This is a genomic window from Streptococcus sp. HN38 (assembly GCF_028335765.1).
GTDB classification, from domain to species: domain Bacteria; phylum Bacillota; class Bacilli; order Lactobacillales; family Streptococcaceae; genus Streptococcus; species Streptococcus suis_P.
The window spans coordinates 1817319-1843586 of record NZ_CP116604.1; the positions used below are offsets into that span (position 1 = coordinate 1817319).

General features: G+C 39.7%; 38 protein-coding genes and 1 tRNA gene. 8 read left to right on the plus strand and 31 right to left on the minus strand.

The window, feature by feature from the left end; translation table 11 throughout:
* Window positions 1–104 precede the first annotated feature (104 nt).
* From PHA78_RS08745 to PHA78_RS08840, 20 genes are all read right to left on the minus strand, one after another.
* The gene (locus PHA78_RS08745; RefSeq protein WP_029188048.1) at window positions 105–326 is read right to left on the minus strand and encodes a hypothetical protein; all 222 of its coding nucleotides are present in this window, start codon (window positions 324–326) and stop codon (window positions 105–107) included.
* Entirely contained in the window at window positions 319–693 is a 375-nt protein-coding gene (locus tag PHA78_RS08750) for a YopX family protein (protein ID WP_105202639.1), read from the minus strand. The genes PHA78_RS08745 and PHA78_RS08750 overlap by 8 nt, the downstream gene beginning before the upstream one ends.
* A gap of 139 nt (window positions 694–832) precedes the next feature.
* The gene (locus tag PHA78_RS08755; protein ID WP_029188050.1) at window positions 833–1318 is read right to left on the minus strand and encodes a DUF1642 domain-containing protein; all 486 of its coding nucleotides are present in this window, start codon (window positions 1316–1318) and stop codon (window positions 833–835) included.
* 12 nt (window positions 1319–1330) lie between these two features.
* Window positions 1331–1627 carry a hypothetical protein gene (locus tag PHA78_RS08760; protein WP_029178019.1) on the minus strand — a complete coding sequence of 99 codons (297 nt, stop codon included), beginning with the start codon at window positions 1625–1627 and terminating at the stop codon, window positions 1331–1333.
* Between the two features lie 18 nt (window positions 1628–1645).
* On the minus strand, window positions 1646–1807 hold the full coding sequence (locus PHA78_RS08765) for a hypothetical protein (protein ID WP_153309547.1): 162 nt from the start codon (window positions 1805–1807) through the stop codon (window positions 1646–1648).
* A 1-nt stretch (window position 1808) separates the two neighbouring features.
* The gene (locus tag PHA78_RS08770) at window positions 1809–2831 is read right to left on the minus strand and encodes a DNA cytosine methyltransferase (protein ID WP_272158020.1); all 1023 of its coding nucleotides are present in this window, start codon (window positions 2829–2831) and stop codon (window positions 1809–1811) included.
* Window positions 2818–3012, minus strand: coding sequence for a hypothetical protein (locus PHA78_RS08775; RefSeq protein WP_272158021.1), 195 nt, complete (start codon window positions 3010–3012; stop codon window positions 2818–2820). Before PHA78_RS08775 ends, PHA78_RS08770 begins: the two co-directional genes overlap by 14 nt.
* Window positions 2999–3436 (minus strand): hypothetical protein, encoded by a 438-nt coding sequence (locus PHA78_RS08780; protein ID WP_171997649.1) that lies wholly within the window; start codon window positions 3434–3436, stop codon window positions 2999–3001. The genes PHA78_RS08775 and PHA78_RS08780 overlap by 14 nt, the downstream gene beginning before the upstream one ends.
* Before the next feature lie 64 nt (window positions 3437–3500).
* Window positions 3501–3668, minus strand: a complete 168-nt coding sequence (locus tag PHA78_RS08785) for a hypothetical protein (protein ID WP_153309147.1) — start codon at window positions 3666–3668, stop codon at window positions 3501–3503.
* The gene (locus PHA78_RS08790) at window positions 3668–3859 is read right to left on the minus strand and encodes a hypothetical protein (protein WP_099807271.1); all 192 of its coding nucleotides are present in this window, start codon (window positions 3857–3859) and stop codon (window positions 3668–3670) included. Before PHA78_RS08790 ends, PHA78_RS08785 begins: the two co-directional genes overlap by 1 nt.
* Window positions 3846–4823, minus strand: coding sequence for a phage replisome organizer N-terminal domain-containing protein (locus tag PHA78_RS08795; protein WP_172034491.1), 978 nt, complete (start codon window positions 4821–4823; stop codon window positions 3846–3848). The genes PHA78_RS08790 and PHA78_RS08795 overlap by 14 nt, the downstream gene beginning before the upstream one ends.
* A 1-nt stretch (window position 4824) precedes the next feature.
* A complete protein-coding gene (locus tag PHA78_RS08800) occupies window positions 4825–4971 on the minus strand; it encodes a hypothetical protein (RefSeq protein ID WP_161496873.1) in 147 nt (48 codons plus the stop codon).
* A 2-nt stretch (window positions 4972–4973) separates the two neighbouring features.
* On the minus strand, window positions 4974–5228 hold the full coding sequence (locus tag PHA78_RS08805) for a hypothetical protein (RefSeq protein WP_029172957.1): 255 nt from the start codon (window positions 5226–5228) through the stop codon (window positions 4974–4976).
* A gap of 1 nt (window position 5229) precedes the next feature.
* Window positions 5230–5418, minus strand: a complete 189-nt coding sequence (locus tag PHA78_RS08810; RefSeq protein WP_029172958.1) for a hypothetical protein — start codon at window positions 5416–5418, stop codon at window positions 5230–5232.
* Window positions 5415–5699: a hypothetical protein gene (locus PHA78_RS08815; protein WP_029172959.1), complete on the minus strand. Its 285-nt coding sequence runs from the start codon at window positions 5697–5699 to the stop codon at window positions 5415–5417. Before PHA78_RS08815 ends, PHA78_RS08810 begins: the two co-directional genes overlap by 4 nt.
* A 42-nt stretch (window positions 5700–5741) precedes the next feature.
* Window positions 5742–6086, minus strand: a complete 345-nt coding sequence (locus PHA78_RS08820) for a hypothetical protein (protein WP_029172960.1) — start codon at window positions 6084–6086, stop codon at window positions 5742–5744.
* A complete protein-coding gene (locus tag PHA78_RS08825) occupies window positions 6083–6217 on the minus strand; it encodes a hypothetical protein (RefSeq protein WP_266616509.1) in 135 nt (44 codons plus the stop codon). Before PHA78_RS08825 ends, PHA78_RS08820 begins: the two co-directional genes overlap by 4 nt.
* Window positions 6210–6407: a hypothetical protein gene (locus PHA78_RS08830; RefSeq protein ID WP_029185596.1), complete on the minus strand. Its 198-nt coding sequence runs from the start codon at window positions 6405–6407 to the stop codon at window positions 6210–6212. Before PHA78_RS08830 ends, PHA78_RS08825 begins: the two co-directional genes overlap by 8 nt.
* Window positions 6408–6419: 12 nt before the next feature.
* Window positions 6420–6548 (minus strand): hypothetical protein, encoded by a 129-nt coding sequence (locus tag PHA78_RS08835; RefSeq protein WP_257213268.1) that lies wholly within the window; start codon window positions 6546–6548, stop codon window positions 6420–6422.
* Between the two features lie 197 nt (window positions 6549–6745).
* Window positions 6746–6910, minus strand: a complete 165-nt coding sequence (locus PHA78_RS08840) for a hypothetical protein (RefSeq protein WP_099778623.1) — start codon at window positions 6908–6910, stop codon at window positions 6746–6748.
* Between the two features lie 85 nt (window positions 6911–6995).
* Between PHA78_RS08840 and PHA78_RS08845 the strand changes: the two genes are divergently transcribed.
* Window positions 6996–7217 carry a hypothetical protein gene (locus tag PHA78_RS08845; protein WP_029178447.1) on the plus strand — a complete coding sequence of 74 codons (222 nt, stop codon included), beginning with the start codon at window positions 6996–6998 and terminating at the stop codon, window positions 7215–7217.
* A gap of 126 nt (window positions 7218–7343) precedes the next feature.
* Here the strand turns inward: PHA78_RS08845 and PHA78_RS08850 are convergent, their stop codons facing one another.
* Window positions 7344–7547: a helix-turn-helix transcriptional regulator gene (locus PHA78_RS08850; RefSeq protein ID WP_024378012.1), complete on the minus strand. Its 204-nt coding sequence runs from the start codon at window positions 7545–7547 to the stop codon at window positions 7344–7346.
* A gap of 61 nt (window positions 7548–7608) precedes the next feature.
* On the opposite strand from PHA78_RS08850, the gene PHA78_RS08855 reads away from it, so the two are divergent.
* Complete coding sequence (locus PHA78_RS08855; protein WP_136648223.1) at window positions 7609–8298, plus strand: hypothetical protein; 690 nt, start codon at window positions 7609–7611, stop codon at window positions 8296–8298.
* A 280-nt stretch (window positions 8299–8578) separates the two neighbouring features.
* On the opposite strand, the gene PHA78_RS08860 is transcribed toward PHA78_RS08855, so the two are convergent.
* Complete coding sequence (locus PHA78_RS08860; RefSeq protein WP_099778625.1) at window positions 8579–8713, minus strand: hypothetical protein; 135 nt, start codon at window positions 8711–8713, stop codon at window positions 8579–8581.
* A 195-nt stretch (window positions 8714–8908) separates the two neighbouring features.
* Here PHA78_RS08860 and PHA78_RS08865 point away from each other — a divergent pair, with 195 nt between their 5' ends.
* The 3 genes from PHA78_RS08865 to PHA78_RS08875 all read left to right on the plus strand — a co-directional run bounded on the left by PHA78_RS08865 (window position 8909) and on the right by PHA78_RS08875 (window position 12081).
* Window positions 8909–9652: an XRE family transcriptional regulator gene (locus tag PHA78_RS08865; RefSeq protein WP_408561796.1), complete on the plus strand. Its 744-nt coding sequence runs from the start codon at window positions 8909–8911 to the stop codon at window positions 9650–9652.
* An 8-nt stretch (window positions 9653–9660) separates the two neighbouring features.
* Window positions 9661–10506 carry a DNA damage-inducible protein D gene (gene dinD / locus PHA78_RS08870; protein WP_029185794.1) on the plus strand — a complete coding sequence of 282 codons (846 nt, stop codon included), beginning with the start codon at window positions 9661–9663 and terminating at the stop codon, window positions 10504–10506.
* A 486-nt stretch (window positions 10507–10992) separates the two neighbouring features.
* The gene (locus tag PHA78_RS08875) at window positions 10993–12081 is read left to right on the plus strand and encodes a site-specific integrase (protein ID WP_044673616.1); all 1089 of its coding nucleotides are present in this window, start codon (window positions 10993–10995) and stop codon (window positions 12079–12081) included.
* A 40-nt stretch (window positions 12082–12121) separates the two neighbouring features.
* Here PHA78_RS08875 and PHA78_RS08880 read toward each other — a convergent pair.
* A tRNA-Thr gene (locus tag PHA78_RS08880) sits at window positions 12122–12194 on the minus strand.
* 291 nt (window positions 12195–12485) lie between these two features.
* Here PHA78_RS08880 and PHA78_RS08885 point away from each other — a divergent pair.
* Genes PHA78_RS08885 through PHA78_RS08895 form a run of 3 tightly spaced genes read left to right on the plus strand, consistent with a single transcriptional unit; the run spans window position 12486 to window position 15249 of the window.
* A complete protein-coding gene (locus PHA78_RS08885) occupies window positions 12486–12956 on the plus strand; it encodes a FeoA family protein (RefSeq protein WP_024376907.1) in 471 nt (156 codons plus the stop codon).
* Complete coding sequence (gene feoB, locus PHA78_RS08890) at window positions 12953–15097, plus strand: ferrous iron transport protein B (RefSeq protein ID WP_272158035.1); 2145 nt, start codon at window positions 12953–12955, stop codon at window positions 15095–15097. The genes PHA78_RS08885 and feoB overlap by 4 nt, the downstream gene beginning before the upstream one ends.
* Window positions 15097–15249, plus strand: a complete 153-nt coding sequence (locus PHA78_RS08895; protein WP_085461704.1) for a FeoB-associated Cys-rich membrane protein — start codon at window positions 15097–15099, stop codon at window positions 15247–15249. The genes feoB and PHA78_RS08895 overlap by 1 nt, the downstream gene beginning before the upstream one ends.
* 52 nt (window positions 15250–15301) lie before the next feature.
* On the opposite strand, the gene ftsX is transcribed toward PHA78_RS08895, so the two are convergent.
* The 8 genes from ftsX to PHA78_RS08935 form a co-directional block, all read right to left on the minus strand.
* Window positions 15302–16231 (minus strand): permease-like cell division protein FtsX, encoded by a 930-nt coding sequence (ftsX, locus tag PHA78_RS08900; protein WP_044759522.1) that lies wholly within the window; start codon window positions 16229–16231, stop codon window positions 15302–15304.
* Window positions 16224–16916, minus strand: coding sequence for a cell division ATP-binding protein FtsE (gene ftsE / locus PHA78_RS08905; RefSeq protein ID WP_002936190.1), 693 nt, complete (start codon window positions 16914–16916; stop codon window positions 16224–16226). Before ftsE ends, ftsX begins: the two co-directional genes overlap by 8 nt.
* 141 nt (window positions 16917–17057) lie before the next feature.
* A protein-coding gene (gene prfB / locus PHA78_RS08910) for a peptide chain release factor 2 (protein WP_105129829.1) occupies window positions 17058–18153 on the minus strand; the annotation gives its coding sequence in 2 pieces (ribosomal slippage) (window positions 17058–18080 and window positions 18082–18153; 1095 coding nt in all).
* 34 nt (window positions 18154–18187) lie between these two features.
* Complete coding sequence (gene queG, locus PHA78_RS08915; protein ID WP_272158042.1) at window positions 18188–19315, minus strand: tRNA epoxyqueuosine(34) reductase QueG; 1128 nt, start codon at window positions 19313–19315, stop codon at window positions 18188–18190.
* Window positions 19316–19355: 40 nt separating this feature from the next.
* Window positions 19356–19844, minus strand: a complete 489-nt coding sequence (locus PHA78_RS08920; protein ID WP_105153567.1) for a VanZ family protein — start codon at window positions 19842–19844, stop codon at window positions 19356–19358.
* A 275-nt stretch (window positions 19845–20119) separates the two neighbouring features.
* Window positions 20120–21409, minus strand: coding sequence for an IS4 family transposase (locus tag PHA78_RS08925; RefSeq protein ID WP_099809121.1), 1290 nt, complete (start codon window positions 21407–21409; stop codon window positions 20120–20122).
* Between the two features lie 262 nt (window positions 21410–21671).
* A complete protein-coding gene (locus PHA78_RS08930) occupies window positions 21672–22160 on the minus strand; it encodes a glycoside hydrolase family 73 protein (RefSeq protein ID WP_079267785.1) in 489 nt (162 codons plus the stop codon).
* A 56-nt stretch (window positions 22161–22216) separates the two neighbouring features.
* The gene (locus PHA78_RS08935) at window positions 22217–26020 is read right to left on the minus strand and encodes a GBS Bsp-like repeat-containing protein (protein ID WP_272158046.1); all 3804 of its coding nucleotides are present in this window, start codon (window positions 26018–26020) and stop codon (window positions 22217–22219) included.
* Window positions 26021–26268 lie beyond the last annotated feature (248 nt).

Here is a 26268-nt window from a genome sequence, read left to right on the forward strand (position 1 = left end):
TAGCCATTTGTAGACAGATAGAGTCGTCACACTCATCTCGGTCGCAAATTGGTCTCTCGTCCATCCTGTCTTTTGTAGGATGTATTTGATTTTATCTGCTGTGGTCATTCCAACTCCTCCAACGCTACCCACCTAAACTGTGGGTATTTTTTAGCTTCTTCTTGGGTGCATTTGTAGGCTAGCCTCTCTAATTTTTCTAAAAAATCTGTTCCATTTATAATAAATGTACTCGTGCCAGCTTCTTCTGTGTCTATAATGTAGTTGTATTTAAAAAACATTATATCTGGCACATCGACCAGTAGCACGCCTAGTTTTTCATTAGTCATTAGTTACCACCTCCACCAATTCCGGATTTTCATAGATGTTACCGATGACTTCCTCATCTTCAGTCCACGCATAACCATCTCTAATATCAGATAAGTATATAGCAGGCATTCCGCCGATATAACGTCCGCCATACTCTTTAAGGAAAATTACTTCGTGAGAACAACCCACGGTGCACTTTACAATGTCACCGATGTATACCTCCTTGCCGTTGACATCAAACAGCCCTGTGGATTGCATGAGGATTGCATGAGGATTGCACGTTTTGCCGTTTTCGAAGTCACGCCAATCAAGATAGAATTCTCCATCATAAACTACTGGCTTGTCATACATTTCTGAACCAAACCAAGCTCTATATCTCGGTATCATTTTCTGCCTCCTTCGTAAAATAGCCAACTAGCCCCTAATCCAAACATTATCTTCTGAGCAAGCGTCATCTCGTGGATGATGTTAGGGACAAACGAATAAAATATCAGTATAAATCCAATAGGCCTTAATAATTGTTTCATCATTCCTCCACAACGACCTTCACACCCTTGCAATCAAACACCCAACCAAAGCCAGCTGCTTCAAGCTTGTCTTTACCCACATGGGCATTTGAAGCGGCCAAGTCCGAACTGAAATACAAAATATTCTTTTCTTCTACAAGTGGTTGCCCATTAAACAACTCCACCGTATACAATTTTTCCCGCTCAATCTCATAGCCGAAAAGCCACGCTAGGGCGAAAGTCTCTTGGTTGTGCTCTAACCATTCGCCAGTATCATTGTATTCATCGCAGTAATCCATTGCACGGAGCAATCCATACCCTTCTTTATTTTTGCAATATTCGATACTATCAGCGATAAACTTCGGCACCACAACCTTCTGCGGTTCGTGGATTTGGGAGATTATTTCTTTTGCTTTTTCGAATACCACAACATCTTCTGCTCTGTCAAAATCTGTCGTTCTCACAACGTTCCACTCTAATTGCTCAATCGCTTCCTGTTTGTTCATCTTTTTTTCCCTCTACAAAAATAGTGTGACAATCCAAAGTAGGACGAATGTAATAATAGGGGTTCCGATTACTTTTGCCAATAATTCGACAAAATCATAATCATTTTCCTTTCGTCCACCGCTAACAATAATATAGCTGACCAGTATATCAAGACCTATCGCTTGTGCTAGTGTTATACTTGGGACTCCGTCTAAAGTTGTTAAGATGTTATTCCATCCATATCGTATTACCAATCCCGATAAGATAAAGCTTAACGGGAATACAAACAATACTGCCAGTAATTGTTCTCTTGTGCTCATTTTATTCATCTGTTTCCTCCATATCGCCTAAATAGCGTTCTTTCGTTCAAATTCGAGTGTCGCTTGCCTCAACTCAACACCCAACCGTTTAATTTTTGCTTTGTTCACTCTGCCATTGTACAATTCCAACGGCAGACCTTCGTTTCGATACTGCTTACAAAGATATTCGATGTATTCAAGATGATTCATCTTACCTCTCCAATCTCCTCGCTATCGCCTCAATCACATTAACCGTGACTGAGTTACCAGCTTGCTTGTATAGTTGACTATTACTGTTTACTGCCTGGGCTCTATCAAACGCCCAATCTGGAAAACCTTGCAACCTCCAACACTCGCGAGGTGTCAGTTTGCGGATGCGGATACCATCTAATATGCCGAATGTCCCTGCTTTGGTATTTCCTTGGTGACCACTAGCTGTTAGGGTGCCAACCTCGTCTTTGGTTTTTCGGTTGTAAAAATCATAAACCTTAACATGATTATTCTCCTGCCAGCTATTGCTAGTTAATGTAGGTGCTGTATCGTGTTCTCCACCTTGATTGTATCCGTGGCCTCGTTGGATGATTTTCGGCTGTTGACCCTCAATAATGTACGACCCGCTCCCTTGTGCTTCTCCGTACCTGGCGGTAATGGTATTTGTTGATTGTCCTTGTAGGCTACCAATTTCCTTGTCGCCTCTTTCGAAAGGAAATATCGCTCGTCCACTTGCTCCTCTAAGATATCCGATAATAAACACCCTTTCTCTGTTCTGGGGGACGCCAAAATTCTTGCTGTTGAACACTTGCCATTCCGCATCATACCCCAGTTCATCCAACGCTCCGAGTATGGTCTCGAATGTATTTCCGTTGTCGTGGTTGAGCAATCCTGTAACGTTCTCAAGGAATAGATATTTAGGTCTGAGAATAGATGCGAACCTAGCAATCTCAAAGAATAAAGTCCCTCTAGTATCCTCAAATCCTGCTCGCTTTCCAGCAATGCTGAAAGCCTGGCACGGAAATCCTCCACAGATAACGTCCACACGTCCGATTTCTCGAACAGACTCATCTGTGACTCTTGTAATGTCATGAAATTCAAATTCTCCTTCCGTATCATGTATCGCCTTGTAGCTTTTTCTGGCAAATTGATCTATCTCGCAAAAACCGACACATTCGTGACCGGCACGTTCCATTCCGAGACGGAAACCACCAATGCCAGCAAATAGGTCAAGAAATTTCAAGATACATCCTCAACTTTCCCACATTACTTCCCTCCAACCAGTCAATCACCTTTTGAAACATCTCCGCTTGAGCTAACTGCCACCTGTCAAAGTCAGATTCAGCAGGTTTACTATCATCATATCCAACCAACCTAAGGTCTCTCTGTTCTGTTAAAAATTCAATTACTTCAGTTTTGGTCATTTGTATTCTCCCACTCAAAATTGATAACAATCTTAATGATATCTACAATAGTCTTATGCGCCCTGTCGTTAGCACTCGAAGACCATTTGTCCCACACATCACGGAACGGCATGAATCCTCTATCAAAACAATGCTCCATAAATTCTGTAGAATAAACATCCTCCTTTTCTAAAATATCATCGTATTCATCTAATTGTTGGCGGTATGACTCGCCTAACATCTTTGTAATTTCAAAACTTGTATCAGTACAACCTCTTAAATAAGACCTGCGAAGATTATCCAAATAAAGTAATTTGTCCTCAAATGTATAATCTTTATTGGTTCCTTTAGTAAAGTTCACAAAACTCTTTTTAACCAAACCTTCGAAATCATCCGGTAGACATTCTGTCTCAATAGTCTCAATATAAGGCAATCTAATTTTCATTCATTCTCTCCAATCTTCTCGATTTCGCCTTTGTAGAGAGCGTACTCTTTTTCTGGCACTACCATCAACTACCTCCATATCTTGTACGATGATATTCCTCGGCCATACGATCCAGTTCGGCTACAAAATCATCACCAGGCAAAGCCATCAAGCGAGCCTTTTCAGACATCCGTAGCGGATAGTTCGCTACTTGCCAATCCAACATCTTGTCTAGTTTCAAATAACCGTCCATTAGTCCTCCTCAATCAAGTAAAAATTCCCATAATCTTTCAAGGCCCTTGAAACATGGATAGCAGCTGCACGACTAGCAAACCGCATAGCCTGGCGCTCATTGCCATAAAAAATATCAATCCCCGTACAGCTGACCCGTACCTCTCTGACAAATGGTCTATCCTGCTTTGAGCCATGTCTAAGTTTTACCATTTTCCATAGCCTCCAGTTCCGCATAAATATCTGCCAACTTGGCCTGCCCCTCGGCAGTTTGTTGGCTTGCTAAAACTTTTTCAGCCCATTCTGGCACCGGTTCATCTTTTTCGTTGGCTAACATTCTAGCCTTCAAAGCCTGCATCCGTTGCATAGCTTCCTCCGATTTGTCCTGCTCAATTTCTTCCAAGGCCCATGCTGGTACATTTGTCTGTGCTGGTTTCGGAGCTCTAGGCACCATGTTCAGATACTTATCAAAATTCGACTCTCTGAACAAAGTTGACGGTTGGAGATATTTCTCCCATTCTGTACCTGTCCAGTTAGCTACCATGTTGTCAATGACCTTTTTGAAATCATCCAACTTGTAACCCTCGTTCCACCTAGCCTGAATAATTTTCTTGTTGCTATTCGACTGATAACGATAAGACTTTCCAGTGGCTGAATTTAAGTATTCAATGATTTCCTTAATAGGACATATATTATATATATCTTCTTCTTTATCTATTTCTTCTTCTTTATCTAGTGCGTTACTATGCGTTACTGTAACGTTACATGTAACGTTACCATTTGCTAATGTTTTTTGTTTTTCTCTATGTTTTGCAACGCGTTTCCGAGCTTGCTCTCTAACCCTTTCCATACTTTCCACGCTCTGATGTTTCTCCCAATTCGGGATAGTTATGGCATTATTGATAATCTCAATCATCCCAAACTGCTCAAAAGTTTGAAGCGCTGCTCTAACAGTGTTCAAAGGCCTACGAAATAGTGTAGACAACATTTCGTCTGTGTAATGTACACGATCATTCATCATAAGAACACCACCGTAGTTCTGCTTGCCGGCTAATGTCAGCAATTTGAACCAAACAACGATAATCGTATCAGCTTCTGGCAAGGACTCAATCAGCAGAATTTTTTCATCATCAAAAATATCTGTGACAATCTTAATCCATTTAATTTCGCTCGCCATCTCACTCCTCCCACATCTCAGCATTTACACCTTTATTAAACAAGTCCTGCTGATAAATTCTAGCCTTCTGCCAAGTATCAAACGACCGTTTTTGGTAAAATCTATAACCACGCTTAGTCTTGGTTTTCTTTGCCACAATCCAAACCATAGCTAGACCTCACGATCTGCCAATAGCTCAGCCTGGCACTTGTTGACATTCTCCAAAAAGTCAATCCGTCTGCGTAGCTCATCAATCAGCCTAGCCTGCCCGACACATTCCTGATTTTTCAGCAAAGCCAGTTTCTTGTATTCCTTGGCAGTATGCCGTGCAGTAGCAAGCTCACGTTCCAACTCATGTTGGCTTTTAGGAATGTAGTCATCTTCCTCAACACTCAAAAACCTTTTCATCATGTCCCAAAATTTCATTCTATCCTCCGTAGTAAGTCCGAATTTGCAAGTATCTCAAATTCCGCTCTGGTTGCTTTACTTCCACAATAGGCTCTTTGACTTCAATCTCAATCTCAACAGGCTTACGGATCAGCCAGATTAAGATTGGGGTCAAAATAGCAATAAATGCCAAACCTTGTTCTGCTGTTAACATCAATTCTTCTGTCATATCACTGTCCTCTGCCAATTATTGTGGTACCATTCAATCACTGCATCACGAGGGTACTTCTCACGAGCATTTGGTATACGCGGGAAATCTTTGTGACAATTAAATCGTGCATCAAAACTCCCTGTATCCTTTGTTCCAAGCAACATTTCAGCACATTGTGACTTGTTGAGTTCCATAGGAAACCGTCTTTTTTCGTCAATGACAACGTGCATGACCTTCAACGCTCTATCCATTAGCCCAGCTTCAAACTGGTCCAACATTTGAATCATTAGATCATTCATGATATAATCCTCTTGTATGTTTATATTTGAGCCTGATTGCCGTCAGGCTTTTTGTGTTGTATTCCAGTAGTTTTCCAAGTTAACCGACATGATCGCTGCTAGGTTTTTCTTCTCTGTTTCAATCTGTCGCCTGTATGGTGCCAACCCATCCAATCTCTCCTGCTCTGACTTAGGCAGGTAATATCCATTTGGCTTGGTCTTCTTTGCTACTATCGGATGATTAAAATTAACCCGCAAGCTTTCAATCACTTCTTCCAAGCTACGCTTTGAAATGCTGAATATTAGCCGTAGTTCACTTGCTTGGATTGGCAAGTCGTAACTAGCATTATTCTTGATAGCATTGAGAACTTTGATTTCCAAGTCATTCATTTCCCTAGATACTGTCATGCCGCTTCCTTTCTGATTTTTCCTAATGCTAACACAGTCTCCCACACGTCTAGCCCCTCAAGGCTATCTACTATCAGTTGACTGAGCTGGTAGTTTTTCTTTTGCCAGTTGGCAATTAGTTTGCTAGTCATCATCTTCCACCACATTTTGCACTTCCACCACCTCAATATGAGCTTGCTTGACTTTCAAGTCTTTAGAAGCACAGTAGCGAATCAGGATGCTCACCGCCTCACCGATTTTCAAATCATGCTCATTAGCAAAATCTACAACATACTCATACGCGTCCGATTCGATGCGGACTACTTTTTCAGCTATTTTCATATCTGTGTTCCTCTATTTTTGTTCATAAGCTCTCAACTTAATCTCATGTTCTACTTGTTGACAAATTTTTATAGCTTCGCCGTAAGTTGCAGATTTCTCTAATAACCTATCGGCAATATCGACTACAAAACCTTCGTTCATAAAATACTCCTTTAGACCGATTATATATATTAAATTCTCCTGCATAATGAAAAATAAAAAGGAGAATTTTATGCACCTTAACCTTAACCAAATTCGCATCGTTGAAGCTTGCCATAAATTTCGGTTATGGTTTCTTCAATTTTGCAACAAAAGAAGAATATCCTATTTATCTATTCTCTAACGATGCTACTTTTGAACTAGTTGCTATCAATTGATACAACTTCGCCTTCAAAGTCGAACGTTTTTAGCTCGTGAGCTAGTTCTTCAAGCTCGCGGGCTTTTTTACTGAATTTACTGCTTAACTCAGTAAATTTATCGATGTTTGCAACTTTGACAGTTACAGTCATTGACTTAATTCCCATGTTTCCTTCCTCCTTTCCGTAAATAGCAGAGCTGTACTCCTTTCCTGTGATATAATTGATATATCAACACAGAAAGGAGAATGCTATGGCAAAATTAACCATTGAGGACGCTTCTAGAATTGCTAAAGAAACATTCAAAGACAGCATCCCTCATATCGAAAATAGCTTGAATGATGTTCTGAAAGATTCCCCAATCGACATCGAAGTCAAACAAGCTATTCTAAACAGCGTCATTGCTGGACACAAGTTCAGCGTTGACACCACAGTCGCATTACTGGCTCAGCTAGTAAACGCTCTACAAGACTAGAATCACAAAGAAGTCTTGTTTTCAACTCAGGGTCTACCTTCAACTTGGTAGGCTCTTTTTGTCTATACGGATACCGTTTTGGTCTCATCTTATTCCCTCCTCCCTAGTTCGGTTGGTTCGTCACGTTTAAACCGTGATTTCTGGTAAAAATTTAATGTCATCATAAGAGACATCAAATACTTTTTCAATTTCAACAATTTTTTGGACATCTGGGAATGTTTTTTGATTTTCCCAATTTGCCCATGTATCTGCAGTCACTCCTACAAGCTGACCAGCTTGTTTCTGCGTAAGATTGTCCCTGGCACGCAACATTTTTAGCGTCCATTTCAATACCCCTCACCCCTTTCTAAATATGATATAATAAAATAAAAACGATTGGAGATGAAATCTCATGGATAAAAAAACTTGTTTCTTTGTTTCCCCTATCGGAGAAAAAATCTCTGCTGATAGAAGACGTTCAGATGAAGTAATGACTCGCTTCCTAGAACCTGCTCTTGAAGAAGAGTTTGATATTATCAGGGCGGACCTTTTATTCAAACCAGATAAATTGGACGATGAAATCTTCCGCTATTTAGAAGAGGCAGATTTGGTAGCTGTTGACATTACTACAAATAACCCAAACGTATTTCTAGAACTCGGATACCGCAAAGCTCTTGGAAAACCATTTTTCTGTATAAAAGAGAATGATAACGAACCGATTCCTTTCGATATGAAAACGTTCTATGTTCATCATTATCAATTAAAATCCGATTATCCCAGCGAAGCATCTATTAATATTCAAGATGCGATTGACGGAATCCAAAAAATGGTCAGCCATTTTAGTTTCGATTCGGAAAATCTTCCAAAACAAACCTTCGAAGAAAAAGTTGAACGTAAACTAGACGAAATCAAGAGCAACGTGTCAAACATTTCTCGTAACATTCAAAAGAATAATGAAACAAGACAGTTTGATACCGCGATACTTCCAATTGAAAAAGTCATCCCTCGATTGCTCGATCTAGGCGTTGATAACCCAGCTCGATTAGAAGCCTTATTCGCTCAGGTCCGTTCCATGTTGCAACAAATCCGCAATATCCGTTAATTTAGTATCTAACCCTTGGACAAGGCCTATCAAATATGCGATAGTTGCTTTGTCTTTTTTTGATTCATTTTCTAAATCCAGTAATCTTTTATCTAGATGTAGCTTTTCTTCAGCACTTATCATGACTGCTCCTTTCCACCTTTATTTCTTCTTTTTCCACTTCACAATCTGCCGTATCACAAACGACAAAACCAACAAACCAGCTAACCAATAGATCATTGCTTTCTTTGGCAAATGGTGGTATACTCAAATAAGAGGTTGGGGCTTTCGCCCCTAGCTCTTAATCTTTTTTTCGTAAGTTCCGCTTGTGCTCAAGCACTTGTTTGTGCCATAAGCGAGCTTCTCTTACTAAGCCTAGAATGATAATCGGAATTGCTAACTCGTTATCTGCTAGGCTTTTTAGTATGTCCACCATTTGCTTTTCCTCCTGTTTTGATTCGGTTAATTCCTTAACCTTGACTATAGTTTATCACGGTTATTCCGTGTTGTCAAGAACTTTTTTTGTTTTTTCCGTGATTTTTTTGTTTTTTCTTGATTTTATCACGGAAAAATCGTAAAATTATCCTTAGAAAGCGAGGATAACCTTATGTCATTAGGAAATAAAGAGGTTATGTCAAAAAATCTAAAATTCTATATGGACAAAAAAGGAGTGGATAGAAACCAACTCTGTGCAGATTTAGATTTAAAATATATGACTGTTTCTGATTGGATAAACGCAAAGACATATCCAAGGATTGATAAAATCGAATTGCTTGCGAATTATTTTGGAATAAACAAATCAGATTTGATTGAAGAAAAATCCACAATCACCTCTTCCATCCCTTTCCAGAATTTCGACCCACGACAAGCCATTCTCTTGTCCAACTACTCCAAGCTCAATGACACACGCAAGAATAAGCTCCTAGCGACCTCTGAGACACTCCTAGCCGAAGAGCAAGGGAAAATCATTGACATCTCGGAAAAACGTGCAGAATACGACGCTAGAAAGCGTATCAGCCTATCCGTACCAGGCAAGGTGTCCGCAGGTACAGGCTACTGGCAAGAAGACGACTACGACACCATGGTAGACTTCTACGCAGATGAAATCCCAGACAAAAGCAAGTACGACACCGTCGCAGTCGTCGTCGGACATTCCATGGAACCCAAAATCAAAAACGGCGACTTCCTCTTTATTAAACTCAAGGACCAGGTTGATCTAAACAAAATCGGCATCTTCCAAATTGACGGTGAAAACTACGTCAAGAAACTAAAAAGCAACTGCCTTCAATCCCTCAACCCAGACTACAACGACATCCAATTCACAGAAAACATGCGCACCATTGGTGAAGTGGTGGATGTGTATAGGGAGGGGTAGGAAGAAACATGGAACAATCAAAAATTTATAAAACTAAAGAAAAATTCGACAGTATTGTTAATCAAACCGAAGATGAAGCCATCGACTACTGGTATGCCCGTGACCTCATGCCATTACTAGGTTACGAACGCTGGGAGAATTTTCACAAAGCAATTCACAGAGCCATGAACTCCATAGAAACCAGTGATACCAAGGTATCAGACCATTTTCGTGAGGTCACGAAAATGGTTCCGCTAGGTAGTGGTTCTGAACGTCCAGTAAAAGACTATATGCTCACCCGCTACGCTTGTTACCTCATCGCTATTAACGGTGACACCAACAAAGAAGAGATCGCTTTTGCTCAATCCTATTTCGCAGTCCAAACCAGAAAGCAAGAATTGATTGAGGAACGACTTCATTATATCGAACGCACCGAGGCACGAGGAAAACTCAAAGAATCTGAAAAACGTCTGTCTCAAAACATCTATGAAAGAGGTGTTGATGACAGAGGTTTCGGACGAATTCGCTCAAAAGGGGATATGGCACTATTCGGAGGACACAGCACTCAAGAAATGAAAGAACGCCTTGGAGTCAAAAACAACCGTCCGTTAGCCGACTTCTTGCCAACTCTGACCATCGCTGCGAAAAATCTAGCCACTGAGATGACCAACTACAATGTTGAAGAAAACGACCTCCACGGCGAAAAATCCATTACAGATGAACACGTTTTAAACAATACAACCATCAGAAACATGCTCGCACAACGTGGCATCAAACCAGAAGAACTACCACCAGCAGAAGACTTAAAAAAATTAGAACGCAAAGTAAAACAACAAAATAAAAAACTCATCAAAGAGTCAGGTAAATTACCTTAATGCCCCCATCGAAAACACACCAACTATCGGTGAAGTCGTGGAGGTGTATGGAGAGAAATGAAATAATTTACTTGACAAATATAAAAGAGACTCTATAATAGAATCATACGAAGTGGCCCGGATGCCCGATGCATCCTACCGAAAGAGTCTCAATTTATTTGAGGCTCTTTCGTGCTTTGTAAGGAGTTGCTGAGAAACTTAGACAAACCATCAATCTCTACAGACTACTCAATGACAAAAACTAGTTTATTTGATACAATATAGTTACCAACCTAGGCTTCACCTAGTGCAAAAACGGAGTTGGCACAAGCTGCCACGACCGAGCGGTAGCTATTCATAGTTGCTGCTTTTATTTTACAAAAAACAAAAAAGCCTACGCTCAACTTTGGACTGTCCGAGCGTAAGGCGAATCATGTATAGTAAGAACCTGCTTTGCAGTAGGTCTCTTTACTATACCCATTTTATCAAATTTGAAAGGGTAAATCAATGGCATACTTTAGAAAAAGGGACAACGGATGGGAATACCGTATCTCATATAAGGCTCCTGACGGATCATTTAAGCAAAAATCAAAAGGTGGGTTTGCTACTAAGAAATTAGCTCAATCTGCTGCAAGCAAAGCAGAGAGATTGCTTAACAATAATGTATTTGTTGATGACAAACAAACATTTTTGGACTATTATCACAACTGGGCTGAGATACATAAAAAGCCAAATGTCACGCCTGTCACTTGGAAGAAATATCAGCACACAGAAAGCAAAGTCAAGTTGTACTTTAAAGACACAAAGTTAACCGAAATTACAAACAGCATGTATCAACAGGTACTAAATCAATTCGCCAGCACACACACCCAAGAAACAGTTGAAAAGTTCCACTATCAAGTAAAGGCAGCAGTCAAGATGGCGGTGCACGAGGGCATCATTGAGCGGAACTTCTGCGATTTTGCGATCATACGCTCGTCGGTAGAATCATTCGCAAAAGAAACCAAGTTTTTAGAAATGGAGGAGTACATCGACTTAATCCGACAGACAAGAAAAAAGATAAAATATCATTCGTATGCAATCATATACTTAATCGCTGTAACAGGGATGCGTTTTGCTGAAGCAGTTGGATTGACTTGGGATGACATAGATTTCGAAAATGGATTGATTGACATCAATAAAACTTACAACTACAATACTACATTTGATTTTGCACCAACCAAAAATAGTAGCTCGATGAGAAAAGTCCCTATTGATGACCAGACTATCAATTTGCTTATTGAGTACAAAGAAAAGTATTGGATTGAGAATGATCAAAATAGAATTTTTGCTTCCGTGTCAAATGCAGCAGCCAATAAGACTATTAAGAAAATTGTTGGGCGAAATGTCCACATACACTCATTAAGACATACCTATGCTTCATACTTGATTACCCAAGGTGTTGAGTTGATTTCCATTTCCCAATTATTAGGACATGAAAATTTAAACATCACACTCAAAGTCTATGCCCACCAGCTTGAATCATTAAAAGAAAAAAGCAATGACAAGGTCAGAAAGATATTTGAAAAATTTGGGGCAGATTTGGGGCAGACATAACAAAAACCCTTGTGTTTCAAGGGTTTTTAGCGTTATTTTATGCTAGTTGCCGGGATTGAACCGGCGACCTCATCCTTACCATGGATGCGCTCTACCGACTGAGCTAAACCAGCAGTACTTGACTAGTATATCATATCTCTAAAAAAAGTCAATGGATTTTTTGGAAATATTGAGAAAAATAAAGAAAAAAAAGAGAAGGTAAATTCCCAAAGTAAGTTCTAGTCTGTCTTAAAAACTGGAAATTAGACTGAGACAAAGAAATAAGGTAGAACTTACTATGGGACAAGTTGGTAACTGACAATGAAAAACCAAAATAAAGAGAAAATAAGCTATTCCTAAAAATTATCTGACACTTTTAAGGAATTGTGCTATACTATTGTTATAAAAATCACAAAGGAAACGATATGAAACTACAAAACCTTCAAGTTGGACAATCTTATTTAGTCAAAGATTGTCTAACGCAAGATGATATTCGTAAACACTTAGCGCACTTGGGTTTAAAAGTCGGAGAAGAGATTCGCATCATTTCAAAAACCAAGACCAATGCAATTTTCCAAGTCAAGGCAAGCCGTCTAGCCCTAGACAGAGAAATTATCGAATCTCTGGTTTTAATAGAAAAGTCAGCTACCGAAATAATCAATCTATCCGAGGCACCTATTGGTAGCTCAGCCAGGGTCATGGACATCTATGCAGCAGGTGCACTCCGTCGTCGCCTCATGGATATGGGACTTACAAAGAACACGCAGCTATTTCTCAAAAAAGTCGCTCCCCTGGGCGATCCAATCGAAATTACCTTGAGAGGCTATGAGCTGACACTACGCAAATCCGAAGCGCAAATGATTGGTGTTCAAATCACAAGCGAGGTGAGGAAATGACAAAACACATCGCCCTTGCAGGAAATCCAAATAGCGGAAAAACAACTCTTTTCAACCTCCTAACAGGGACCAACCAACGTGTTGGTAACTGGCCCGGAGTCACCGTTGAAAGAAAATCTGGAACGATCAAAAAGCGAAAACATTTACTAATTCAAGATTTACCAGGTATCTACTCGCTGTCTCCCTACACACCAGAAGAACGGGTTGCCAGAGATTATTTGATAGCGGACCAATCAGCTGCTATCCTCAACGTCCTTGATGCAACAAACTTGGAGCGGAATCTCTATCTGACCTTGCAGTTATTAGAAATGGGTCTTCCTATTGTTATCGCCCTCAATATGACAGACGCCCTGAAAAGTCAAGGTCGCTCAATAAACAGCGACCAGCTCTCCTATCAACTGGGAGTTCCTGTACAGCCTATCAGTGCACTAAAAAAGCTAGGTATATCCCAGCTCCTCCATGAAGTAGAAAAAATTACCAATCAACGAGCTGAGCCAATCTATCCTCAGTATGACAAACAATTTGAAGCTGGCCTCGCCCAAGTTATTGACCTATTATCGGATTCCATCCCAAATCATCAAAAACGCTTCTACGCCATTAAGCTACTCGAACAAGACCAAGTCATTCTAGACCAATTGCAACTCAATGCGCAAGACATGCTTGATTTGACCGAAATCATTGCCATTTTGGAAAAAATTTACGCAGACGATATGGAAGCCATTATCGTCAATCAACGCTACCAATTCATCGAGAAAATCACAGAACTGGTCACAAAAGACAGCGATAAGACTTTTAACCTGTCTGATAACATCGACCGACTTGTTACCAATCGTTTTCTTGCCCTCCCTATCTTTGCGGCAGTCATGTGGCTGACCTACTTCCTGTCTATTCAAACGGTTGGTACAATGGGGACTGACTGGGTGAATGATGTCCTCTTCGGAGAGCTTGTTCCAGGCCTTATTCAGGAAAATCTAGATCGATTTGAAATCGCTGGCTGGCTACAATCTCTGGTCTTTGATGGCATTATTGCAGGATGCGGAGCCATTCTAGGTTTTGTACCACAAATTTTTGTCCTCTTCGTCTGCTTGGGAATCTTGGAAGACATCGGCTATATGAGCCGAGTCGCCTTTGTCATGGATAGGATTTTTAGACGTTTTGGTCTATCAGGCAAATCCTTTATTCCCATGTTGATTTCCACAGGCTGTGGCGTTCCTGGAGTCATGGCAAGTCGGACTATTGAAAATGAACAGGACCGAAAAATCACCATTATGACAGCAACCTTCATGCCCTGTTCTGCTAAACTTCCTATCATTTCGCTGGTAGCCGGTGCTTTCTTTCCTGACAATCCTTGGATTGCTCCAAGCGCCTATTTTGTCGGTATGGCCGCCATCGTCCTATCCGGAATGGCACTAAAAAAGACCAAGCAGCTCGGTGGAGTCGCAAGCCCCTTTATCATGGAATTACCATCTTATCACTTACCGAAACTCAGTACGGTTCTCCGGTATGCATTCGATAAGGCACTTAGTTTTATCAAACGAGCTGGTACCATTATATTTGTGACCAACATCATTATTTGGTTCAGCAGTTCCTATAATTGGTCCTTACAAATGGTAGAAACAGATGAGAGTATCTTAGCCTCCATTGGACGCAGTTTTTCTCTCCTCTTTGCCCCACTTGGTTTCGGAAATTGGCGAGCAACTGTTGCAGCCATTACAGGTCTCTTAGCCAAGGAAACCGTCATTGCCACCTTTGGTATCCTCTATAAATTAGGAGAAACAACCGAAGAAAATCCCGAACTCTGGGGGCTTTTACAACAAGACTATACAGCATTATCAGCCTATTCCTTCCTAGTCTTCAATCTCCTCTGTGCCCCTTGTTTTGCGGCTATTGGTGCCATTCACCGTGAAATGGGAGAAGCCAAATGGACATGGATTGCTATCGGTTTCCAAACAGGTTTAGCCTATGCAAGTAGTTTGGTTATCTATCAGATTGGTCTTGTACTTATCTACGGACAATTACCAACCGTCTGGACATTTATCGCTATCTTTCTAATTATCACAGCCATCTACAGCCTAGTGAAAAAACCAGCCAATACTCTTCCAATCGTCACGCTAAAAACATTAGAAAAAGGAGAATATTAATGCCCACACTTATCCTCTTTCTCATCATCGTCATCTTATTTTCTCTTGCTATTCGCAGTCTCATCAAAGGAAAAGGATCCTGCGGAGATTGTTCCTGCGACTGTACTATTAAGCAAGAGATGAACGAATCTTCTCACCATAGACATCCATAACAAAAAGGTCTGCACAATAATGAGGCAGACCTTTTTACATGTAGCTTGTCTATTAAATTTTTAAGTAGCGGTTCATGGAAATGACTGATCCCAAGGAACCAATAATAATACCAATTACAAAAAGTGCGCCAATCATTCCTGGAACAAAGACATTCATACTAATCAGAGACAAATCTTGACTAGCAAGACTAGCATTTACCGAAGTATAAATCATCTTATAAAGAGAATAGACTAAAGCAGAAGGCAAAATAGCTCCGAGGAGACCTACCCAGGCACCTTCCCAGAGGAATGGTCCACGGATATAACTGTTTTTAGCACCAACCAGACGCATGATCTGAATTTCACGGCTACGAGAAATAATGGTAATTCGAATAGTATTGGAAATCAAGAAAACAGCAGTAAAGAGCAATAAGCCAGTTGCTGCCAATCCCCATGTACGAACTAGATTAGCTAATTTAAAAATACGTTCCGTTTCAACTTCCCCATCGCGTACCTCTGTAACACCATCAATTTTAGCAATCTCTGCTGCAACAGTTTTTACATATTGCGGTTCAGTCGTATCAATGATATAAGCATCGTAAAGTGGATTGGCATCTCCTTGGAATAGGTTCCAAGTATCTCCCAAGGTAGCTGTTAATTTCTGCAACTGTTCATCCTTACTTGAATAAGTAACAGATTGTACATTTTCTAAGGCTGTAATCTGATTATACACCTTTCGATAATCTGGATTAGCTACCGTCTCTCCTGCTTCGTTCACAATCGTCTCAGCTTGATCGGTTGAGTTCGCTCTCAAATACACATTGATGCGTACATTCTGTTCCAAATCCGAAGCGAGCTTTGCTGTGTTCAAAATAACTGAAGCAAATAGACCAACCAAGGTAAGGGTAATGGCTACAGATGAAATGGCTGCAATCGTCATCCAACCATTTCGCTTCAAACTCTTCAATGACTCAATAAAGTGTCTAAAAAATCGATTACTCATCGTATCCATATTCTCCTTCCGCTTCATCACGTACTACACGACCATCTTCAATCGCAATAACACGATGACGAAGTGTATTTACAATCTGACTATTGTGTGTCGCCATCAAAATCGTTGTCCCCTGCAAATTGATTCGCTCCAATAGATTCATGATTTCCCAAGAGTTTTCAGGGTCCAAGTTACCAGTTGGTTCATCAGCAATCAATACTTTAGGATTATTTACAATGGCACGGGCAATAGCAATACGCTGTTGCTCACCACCTGAAAGTTCATTTGGGAAAGAACGAATTTTGTGCTTCAAACCAACCAAATCTAAAACTTCCATTACACGTTTCTTGATATTCCGTGGTTTTTCACCGATAACTTCCATGGCATAGGCAATATTTTCAAAGACAGTCTTTTTAGGTAAGAGTTTGTAGTCTTGGAAAACCACTCCTACACTACGACGTAGAAGAGGAACATCTCTCTTTTTAATTTTTGCAAGGTCAAACTTACCAACCTTTAGACTCCCCTTATCGAGCTTTTCCTCCCGATACAAGAGTTTGATAAAGGTTGACTTACCTGCACCAGAAGGACCTACAATGTAGGCAAATTCTCCCGCTTCAACATTGACTGATACTCCGCGAAGGGCAGTCGTTCCGTTTCCATATTTCTTGGAAACGTCTTTCATTTCTATTATTCCCATAGGATTTCCTGTCTTAGACAGTCCTTTCTTTAGATTTGAGAACGTTTTTTCAAAATACAGTCCGTATTCTTTAAAAAAACTTCCTTGATGAGCGAAAAACTATCTCTTATTTACAAGAACTTCACTTGTAAATACAGGTTCTTAGCTAATTCGCCATTTTAAATAAGCATCTATAAAGCCGTCCAAGTCTCCGTCCATAACCTTATCGACTTGAGCCACCTCATAACCAGTACGGTGGTCTTTTACCATAGTATAAGGCGTAAAGACATAGGAACGAATCTGACTTCCCCAAGTAATTTCTTTTTTATCTCCCTTGAGTGAGTCGACCTCTGCAGCCTTCTTCTCCTGCTCCAATTGATACAATTTAGCCTGCAAGAGTTTCATTGCACGGTCTCGGTTTCCATACTGAGTACGGTCAACTGTGGACTGAGTCACAATCCCTGTCGGAATATGGGTCAAACGCACACCCGTTGAGACCTTGTTGACGTTCTGTCCACCAGCACCACCTGAACGGAAGGTATCCATTTTGACTTCATCATCACGAATTTCAATTTCAATGGTATCGTCCAACTCAGGCATTACCTCTACAGATGTAAAGGAAGTATGACGACGCTTAGCTGAGTCAAAAGGTGAGATGCGCACCAAACGATGAACACCCATTTCTGACTTAAGCAAGCCATAGGCGTTTGGACCTGTAAAGCTTAGAGTCACGGACTTAATACCTGCCTCATCACCAGCTTGATAATCCAATGTTTCTACTGTAAAACCTTTGGCATTCCCAAAACGCTGATACATCCGAAGGAGCATTTCTCCCCAGTCTTGTGCTTCGGTACCACCCGAACCTGGATGAATTTCCAAGATGGCATTATTGTGGTCATAAGGTTCTGACAAGAGCAAGGTCATTTCATAGGCAGTCATGGATTTGTCCAATTCTGCTAACTTTTCAACCAGTTCATCCCGAACAGACTCATCTTCTGCTAGAAAATCTAGCAAAATTTCAGATTCATCATATAAATCCAACATCTGATGGAAATTTCCGTAGGTGTTTTTTAATTCATTCAACTCCTGAGACGTCTTCTGGGCTGCCAAATTATCATTCCAGAAATCTGGCTCCGTCATCTTGTTCTCAAGAATGGCAATCTCTTCTTCCAGACCTTCTAAGTCAAAGAGACCCCCTAAAAGAAGTTAATTTTTTGCCAAGTTCTTCAATCTTTTGGCGAATTTCTGCTGTATCCATATACACCTCATTTTTATTCATAATATTTATTATATCACATTTGCAAGTCCTTGACCATGTTGAGAAAGGCCGTTTGCTCTGCTCTGACATCATCATTGTCTGATGAAATACCTGCAATAAAGGAAACCATCTCATCATTGGGCTGTTTGACCAATTGCCCCAAGGCCCAGATAGCCGTTGCCATGTGGACCGGATTTTGTTTCTTATCGATGATTTCTAAAAGTTTGGGAATGGCAGAGCGGTCATTGCTATTGGCCAAGGCTATGATGGCATTGCGCTGGAGAATGTTTTTCCCCCGCCAAGAACCAGCAATCATGCCAAATTTTTCCTTGAACTGCCCATTTGACAAGTCCAAAAATGGAATCAGCTCTGGCTCAGCCAAATCTGGATCAATGTCTACAACAGGTGGACTGGAAATTCCTTTATTGTATGGACAACAAATCTGGCAAATATCACAACCATAGATGACCGTCTTGATTTTCTTACGAAACTCCAAGTCCATCATCCCCTTATCCTGTGTCTGAAAAGACAGACAACGGCGGGCGTTCATAGTCGTATCCCCTAACAAACAAGATGTTGGACAGGCTGCAACACAACGATTGCAATCGCCACAGTCGTAGTCCACTGGCTTATCAGGCTCAATCTCAAGGTTGGTCACCAACTCGCCCAAAAACATATAGGAACCAAATTCCTTAGAAATAACCAGGCCATTCTTACCGATAAAACCAATGCCTGCTCGTCTGGCAACAGCAGTATCCACCAAGGCACCCGTGTCCACCATGGCCTTGTATTCCAAACCATCCGTCAGTTTTTCAATCCCCCTCGCCAAGCGCTCCATCTTATCTTGCAAGATATAATGGTAGTCTAGGCCCCAAGAGCTAGGTGTAATCTTTCCACGTTTGTATTGGGTCTTCTGCGGTTTGACAGGCAAATGTCTAGGATAAGCTACCGTGATAGAAATGATGGTTTTAGCTGATTCTAACGATAATTTGGGACGGATACGTTCTTCAATGTTCTTATGTTCAAAGCCTGACGAACGCCCCTCTTCCTGACTAGCACGAAGTGATTTCTCCAAATAAGCAAAATCATCAGCCGTTGTAAAACCAATCTTCGAAATTCCGATTTCCTGAGATAATTTAATAATCTCTTCCTTAATATTCATTATATTCATTTTAGCAAACTTTGGATATATTTAGCAAGACCTACATAGCTAAATAAGTTATTAATATAACAAAAAACGTTAGCGCAAAACAAAAAATATTCATACGAACATAGGCCTTCTCCCGCCAAATACTGGTCAAGACATACATGACATTAATACCGATTGCTCCCCCTAAGCCGTTAGCCAGTAAATCAGTTATATCTGCAACTCCAAGCAAAAGAAAATATTGCAGAACCTCAAAACAGAGACTCACTAACATAATCAAACATAGATTAGCCACCCACGATGCCTTGCGAAATAGCATTTCCATATAAATACCAAAGGGAATAAAACTTACAATATTAAATAGAATTTCTGGAAAATCCAGCACTCCATCATAGACTGCTGTTCCTGCAAACGGAATTAAGTTTATACTAGCATAACCATAGCGTCCATATAAGATGCTCAAGTCCATCTTAAAGACAATCATCCAAGTAAGTAAAAGGAGATAGGCAAAAAATAAAAACATACTCATTTTCTTTGTCTGCATAGAAATTCTCCTCTCAACTAGCATATTTTATCATTATATCATAAATGCCGTTCCATAAAATGTCACTTCTGTGACAAAGCTCGTTCCATATTACAAGTACTTTACATCCTGCTAAAAAACAGAAAAGGAAGACAATACCAAGCCCAATGTCATTAAGTTAAGCATTTAAGCAGCTAAAGAAACTATTCTCGTCTGAGCAGTTCATGACAAAACGGGAATAGTTTTTGTATTTAGGGCGCACAAAAAGGAGGTTTTTTAACCCTATTTTTCAACTATTATGTTACTCTATAAGTGAAGCTTACAGGTGCCTTGCTTTTTATCTTTCTTTGGAGCGTTCGATTGGGTCGGATGATGGATAAATGCTTGGCAATGTAGGTTTCTAATTGGAAGGAAGTGAGTTTGTTTCTAAGAAATTTTCGACAGGCATAAACAGCGTCTGAAAAACAAATTTTATAAGTCTGTTTTAACTTTGATGTTTTAATGGTAACGTGTGAGGTTAGCCATTTACAAACATTAAAATTGATAAAGCGAGCGTAGATTTCTTGGAGAATCCCTTCCTTCTTTTTTGCATGAAAATGAGTCAGACCGATACTGTATTTTAGGTCACGAAAACTGGTCTCTATGCCCCATCTGTAGGCATAGAGATCTTTTAATTTTTCTGGAGAATAATCGGTGTTTGTCACCAAAGTTTCAAAGAAACCTGGCTTGATTTCGAGACGCACCATTCGAAAATGAAGTTCGTAAAACTGAACTGGGTCGCTTTTTCGGCTAGAGTTTAGTAAAAAGTCAAAGGAAGCATTATGAGGTAAAAAATGATACTGATTAGGGAAGTCTCGATACAGTTCTTTCATGTCATTGGTTTGTTTGCGACAGATGTTTAGGTCAAATGCCTCATCAAAACAAGGGGTGTCAGGGAGGTTAAATCCTGATTTCATAGAATGATTCCCGTCACGAATACGAATAATATAGGACCAATTTCTTTCTTGGCAGTGAGCCATGACATTGTAGGATTCATACCCCCTATCCATTATTACCAGAGCTTGTTTGAAAGAAGAGTTCTTCATCATATCAATAAAAGCCGCACGTTCATCAACCTCTCGATTATCTTGGATCCGTAAATCATGATACATCTCTTGTTCGAGATTGTAGAGAGCATTAATATGAATGAGATTGTAAGGAGTGTGATGTGGTCCAGTTTGAAAAGAGGTCGTTTTATCAAAACGATTTCTTGGTAGAATCACATCACTGCCATCAACAGCCAGGATAGGGAGATTATCAGAGATTGGAATTTTAGAAGTAATATCCCTAAAAAGTGTTTTAAAAGCTTGGTGTTTAATCTGATACCGCCGTTGAACAAAGGCAGATTGGGTAACTGGTAAATGTAAGTCAAGTAACTCTTTAGATAAGGTATTGCCTCCCATGGTCAGTATGGCTTGAATCATGGTTTTCATAGTTAGCTGACTTTGCCGACTAAAATCTTTTTCAGGATGAAGCACAAACTGATTGGCACTAGAAACGATGTCGTTAATACTATCAAGTAAATGAGCTTTAATCTGATCTAGCATGACTTTTCCCCTTTTATTTTAGTGTAACATAAAAACTAACCCACCACAAAACGTGATAGGTTAGTTAACTTAATGACATTGGGCACTAGACCAACTTGTTTCAAGACTCATTAAGAGTTTGGTATACAACTCCATTAAGGTAATTATCGAGCTACTCTTCATCTACCCACTACAGTTGAGAAAGAGCCCATAATTTCCAATAGCAAACATTCAATTAGACATCAATTCTGAGACGTCTTTTACATATTTAAATAAAATTAGTTTAGTCTGAAATCAATATATAATCATAAGAATGAAGTTGGTATCTCTCAATAAGTGACTTCAATTTATTAGCATAATTTGGATCAGTTGCGTAGCCTGACTTTTGGAGTGCATTTACAGCTTCAATATAGGTACGAGACTGTCTAAATTGTTGATAATTTTTTGTTCGCCAAGGGGTTGAAGTGAAGAATTTGCTATAGTCGCTCAAACTAGCAGTTGGTGAATCATAAGCTCTAAAAACTGCATTCTCAGTTCTAGAAACCCCATTTCTATACTCAGTTGTTGGTATTGTAATAGTTTTTCCTTTCCAACTCGAATCAGCTTTTATTCCAAAATAGTTGTTTGCTTGTTTGGCTAATGTAGAGCTACCCCATCCACTTTCTAAAATCGCTTGTGCGACCATAACACTTGGTAAGATACCTGATGTTTTTGAAACTACTTGGGCTGCTGGAGCAATTGTATTGATGAAGCGACGCTGTGAATCAGTCATTTGAACTTGATTTGACTGACTCACTGTATTTGTGGTAGATGTCGCTCCATTTGTACTTACTTTCCCCCTACAGCACCATACCAATTAACAATTCCGTCAGCCAAAGCTTTAGCAAGTTTTGTTTGGTAAGAATCTTGCTTAATCACTTGCAACTCTGATGGATTATCCATAAAGCCCATCTCAACTAAAACAGCAGGGATTTTTGTTTCACGAAGAACAGCAAATGTCTCTCGTTTGACACCGCGATTATAGGCACCTGTTTCCTTTATCAAGCTCGACTGAATCTGATTTGCTAATGTTTGACTCTCAGCAAGTCTAGTTGGATTATTGTGATATGCCTGATTAATTTTTGATGGATAGGATGGATTACTTTGATACCAATAAGTTTCAATACCCCTAGCCGTTGTAGTACCAGCACCAGTCGCGTTGAAATGTAGACTGATAAATAAATCGGCATTACTACTATTGACCATTCGAGAGCGTTCAGTGACATAATCTACATTGTAATCCCCAGTACGCGTCATCAATACATTAATACCAAGTGCTAACAAATTAGCTTTTAGCTTATTTGCAACATTCATAGCAAGATTTTTCTCATGAACTCCTCCATAAGAAGCACCTGAATCAGCACCACCATGCCCTGGATCAATATATACAGTATATGAACGCTGAGGCGAACGTTGTGAATATGCCCCTGCAGGTAGATTGGCTGACGTAGCACCTACCATTGCCATACTACCGTCTTTTCCGCGGTAATAAACATGGGAAGTATAGCGCCCAGATTCGTTTTTATGTTGTGAACTTAAAACTGTTAAACGATAGCTACCATCTGCCTGACGGCTTGCTTCATGCCAAATAATGTCATCCTGGTCTTTATTATCAGTCCAAGTTGGGACTAAAACTTTATCTAACGCTACAGGCGAATAGACATTTTTAATAATTACATCAAATGAACCTGTTTGAGAATTAATGTTTGTTACTGAAATTGTTCCAGAAGCTTTCGCTGGTGTAGTAGAACCTTTTAATTCAGCAGTGACAGCTCCAACTCCAGTCATACTACCATCAGTTCCACGGTAGTATACGTGAGAGACATATTTCCCGATTTCGTTATTATGTTCAAACTTTTTAACAGTATATTTGTAAGTACCATCTGGTTGACGACTTGCTTCATGCCAGATGATATCGTCCTGTCCTTTATTTTCTGTCCAGGTTGGAACCAAGACCTTATCAATAGCTACTGGCGATTTCACTTCTGAAATGACAACATCATAGGTACCTGAGTTGCTATTGACATTTGAGACCGTTACTTTTCCGCTTGCTTTTTCAGTGGATTTTTCAACAGTTTCTGAAGCTGGTAATGTTACGTTTGTAGTCCCAACAAATGTTCGGTTTCCATCTTTTCCTTGGTAATAGACTGTTGTAATATACTTACCAGTTTCATTCTTGTGTTCAGATTTTTTAATCGTCACTTCGTAACTTCCGTCTGACTGGCGAACGGCTTCATGGAAAACAATATCATCAACACTCTTGTTTTCAGTCCAGGTTGGCACAATAACAGATTTTACACCATTCGGAGATGCAACGTTTGTAATTTTTACAACAAATGAACCGTTTTCTGCATTTATATTAGATACAGTGATTGTACCAGAAAGTTTATCAGAAATTGTTGATTGTGCTGGTGCAGCAGGTATATTTGCTGTCGTTGAACCTATAAAGGTACTTTTTCCATCTTTTCCTTTGTAATATACATGTGAAATATAAGTTCCTGTCTCATTTTTGTGCTCAGTTTTCTTAACTGTATATTTGTAACTACCATCAGCCTGGCGACTGGCTTCGTGCCAAATGATATCATCTTGACCTTTGTTTGAAGTCCAAGTTGGTACCAATACTTTATCAAGAGTAACTGGGGATTTCACATCAGAAATGACTACATCATATGTACCTGTATTGGCGTTGATGTTGGAAACTGTTACTTTACCACTTGCTTTCACAGGTGTTGGTGCTGCTGGTATATTTGCAGTCGTTGAACCTATAAAGGTACTTTTTCCATCTTTTCCTTGGTAATATACATGTGAAATATAAGCCCCGATCTCATTTTTGTGCTCAGTTTTCTTAACAGTATATTTGTAACTGCCATCAGCCTGACGACTGGCTTCGTGCCAAATGATATCATCTTGACCTTTGTTTGAAGTCCAAGTTGGTACCAATACTTTATCAAGAGCAACTGGGGATTTCACATCAGAAATGACTACATCATATGTACCTGTATTGGCGTTGATGTTGGAAACTGTTACTTTACCACTTGCTTTTTCCGAGGTCTTGACTACAGTTTGGGCAGCGGGTAATGTAACTGTTTTTGTACCTACAAATGTACGACTTCCATCATTTCCATGATAATAAACAGTAGTAATATATTTTCCAATTTCATTCTTATGTTCCGATTTCTTTATGACCGCTTCATAGCTTCCATCTGGTTGGCGAATGGCTTCATGGAAAACAATATCATCTACACTCTTGTTTTCAGTCCAAGTTGGAACCGATACAGATTTAACACCATTTGGTGAAGATACATTTGTAATTTTTACTACAAAAGAACCATTTTCAGCATTGATGTTTGAAATAGTAATTGTTCCTGAAAGCTTATTAGAGGTATTGGATTGTGAACTTGACGATGATAAATCAGCTGTTGTTGCACCAATATAGGTTTGTTTACCATCTTTCCCTCTATAATAAACATGGGAAATATAAGTCCCTGTCTCATTTTTGTGCTCAGTTTTCTTAACTGTATATTTGTAACTTCCATCAGCCTGACGACTGGCTTCGTGCCAAACGATATCATCTTGACCTTTGTTTGACGTCCAAGTTGGAATTAACACTTTATCAATAGATGTAGGTGAATAGACATTTTTTACAACAACATCATAGGTACCTGTTTTCGTATTTACATTAGCAACCGAAACAGTTCCAGTTGGTTTCGGTGCTTGTAATGTTGCTGAAGTTGTACCAACTCCTGTAAGGCTGCCATCTTTTGCTAAATAATATACATGGGAATGATATTTACCAGTTATATTGTTATGCTGAGCTTTATTAACCGTTAATCTATAACTATTATCAAGTTGACGCTTCGCTTCGTACCAAATAATATCATCCTGACCATTTACTTCGGTCCAAGTTGGTACGAAAACTGTCTTTATTTCTTTAGAAGATGATACATTCGTAATTCGTACATCATAGGTACCTTTTTGTGAGTCGATATTTGAAACTGAAACTAGGTTTGGAGTAGTATCCGAAACTGTTGAAGAATTTGATTGAGTAGATGCTGTTGTCGAATTATTCGTTGCAACAGAGGATGCTACAGAAGTAGATGATGCTGTTGTCGAATTATTCGTTGCAACTGAGGGTGCTACGGTGGTAGACGCTGTTGCAACACTATTTGTATTACTTACCTGACTAGTTGCTGCCGAAATTGATGCACTTCTCGCTTGTGTCGCCGAAGTTACAGTATTTGTGGAACTAGTAGTCTTTTTGATTGATGATGCTACTGCATTTGTAGAAGGTTTGATTGAGCTAGCAGGTACAGATGCTGAAGTATTAGATACTGTTGAACTTGAAATTGTCGTGGTATCCTCCGAACCTGTATCAGATACAACATTATTTGATTGAGCTGTTCCAGTCGAAGCAACAGCTGGAGAAACAGATGTTGAGCTGACTGTTGCTGTATTAGAGTTTGATGACTGACTTTCTGATTCCGTACCTTGTGAAACCTGATTAGAAGTTTCAGATAAAGTATTGGCATGAACTAGATGACTTTGTAGTGTCCAAGCGCACAAAGATAAAAATAACAAAGATTTCTTTTTCACTAATTTCTCCTATTCTAACTTTTAATGACTTTTTAGAAATTGAGGCCTTAAGACCTTGAATTTAGTCTCACCACCCTATTTTAGCACGCTTTGTAAAATATGTAAAGGTTTTTGCTGAGAAAGATTATTCTCCAAAATTCTCAAAGTAAGTTCATGACTATCGCAAAAACAAAAACTGGAATGGATTGAAGAAAATGGGTAAAACATAATTAAAGCTAGCTTCGAATCTGAAACTTTTGTGTACAATT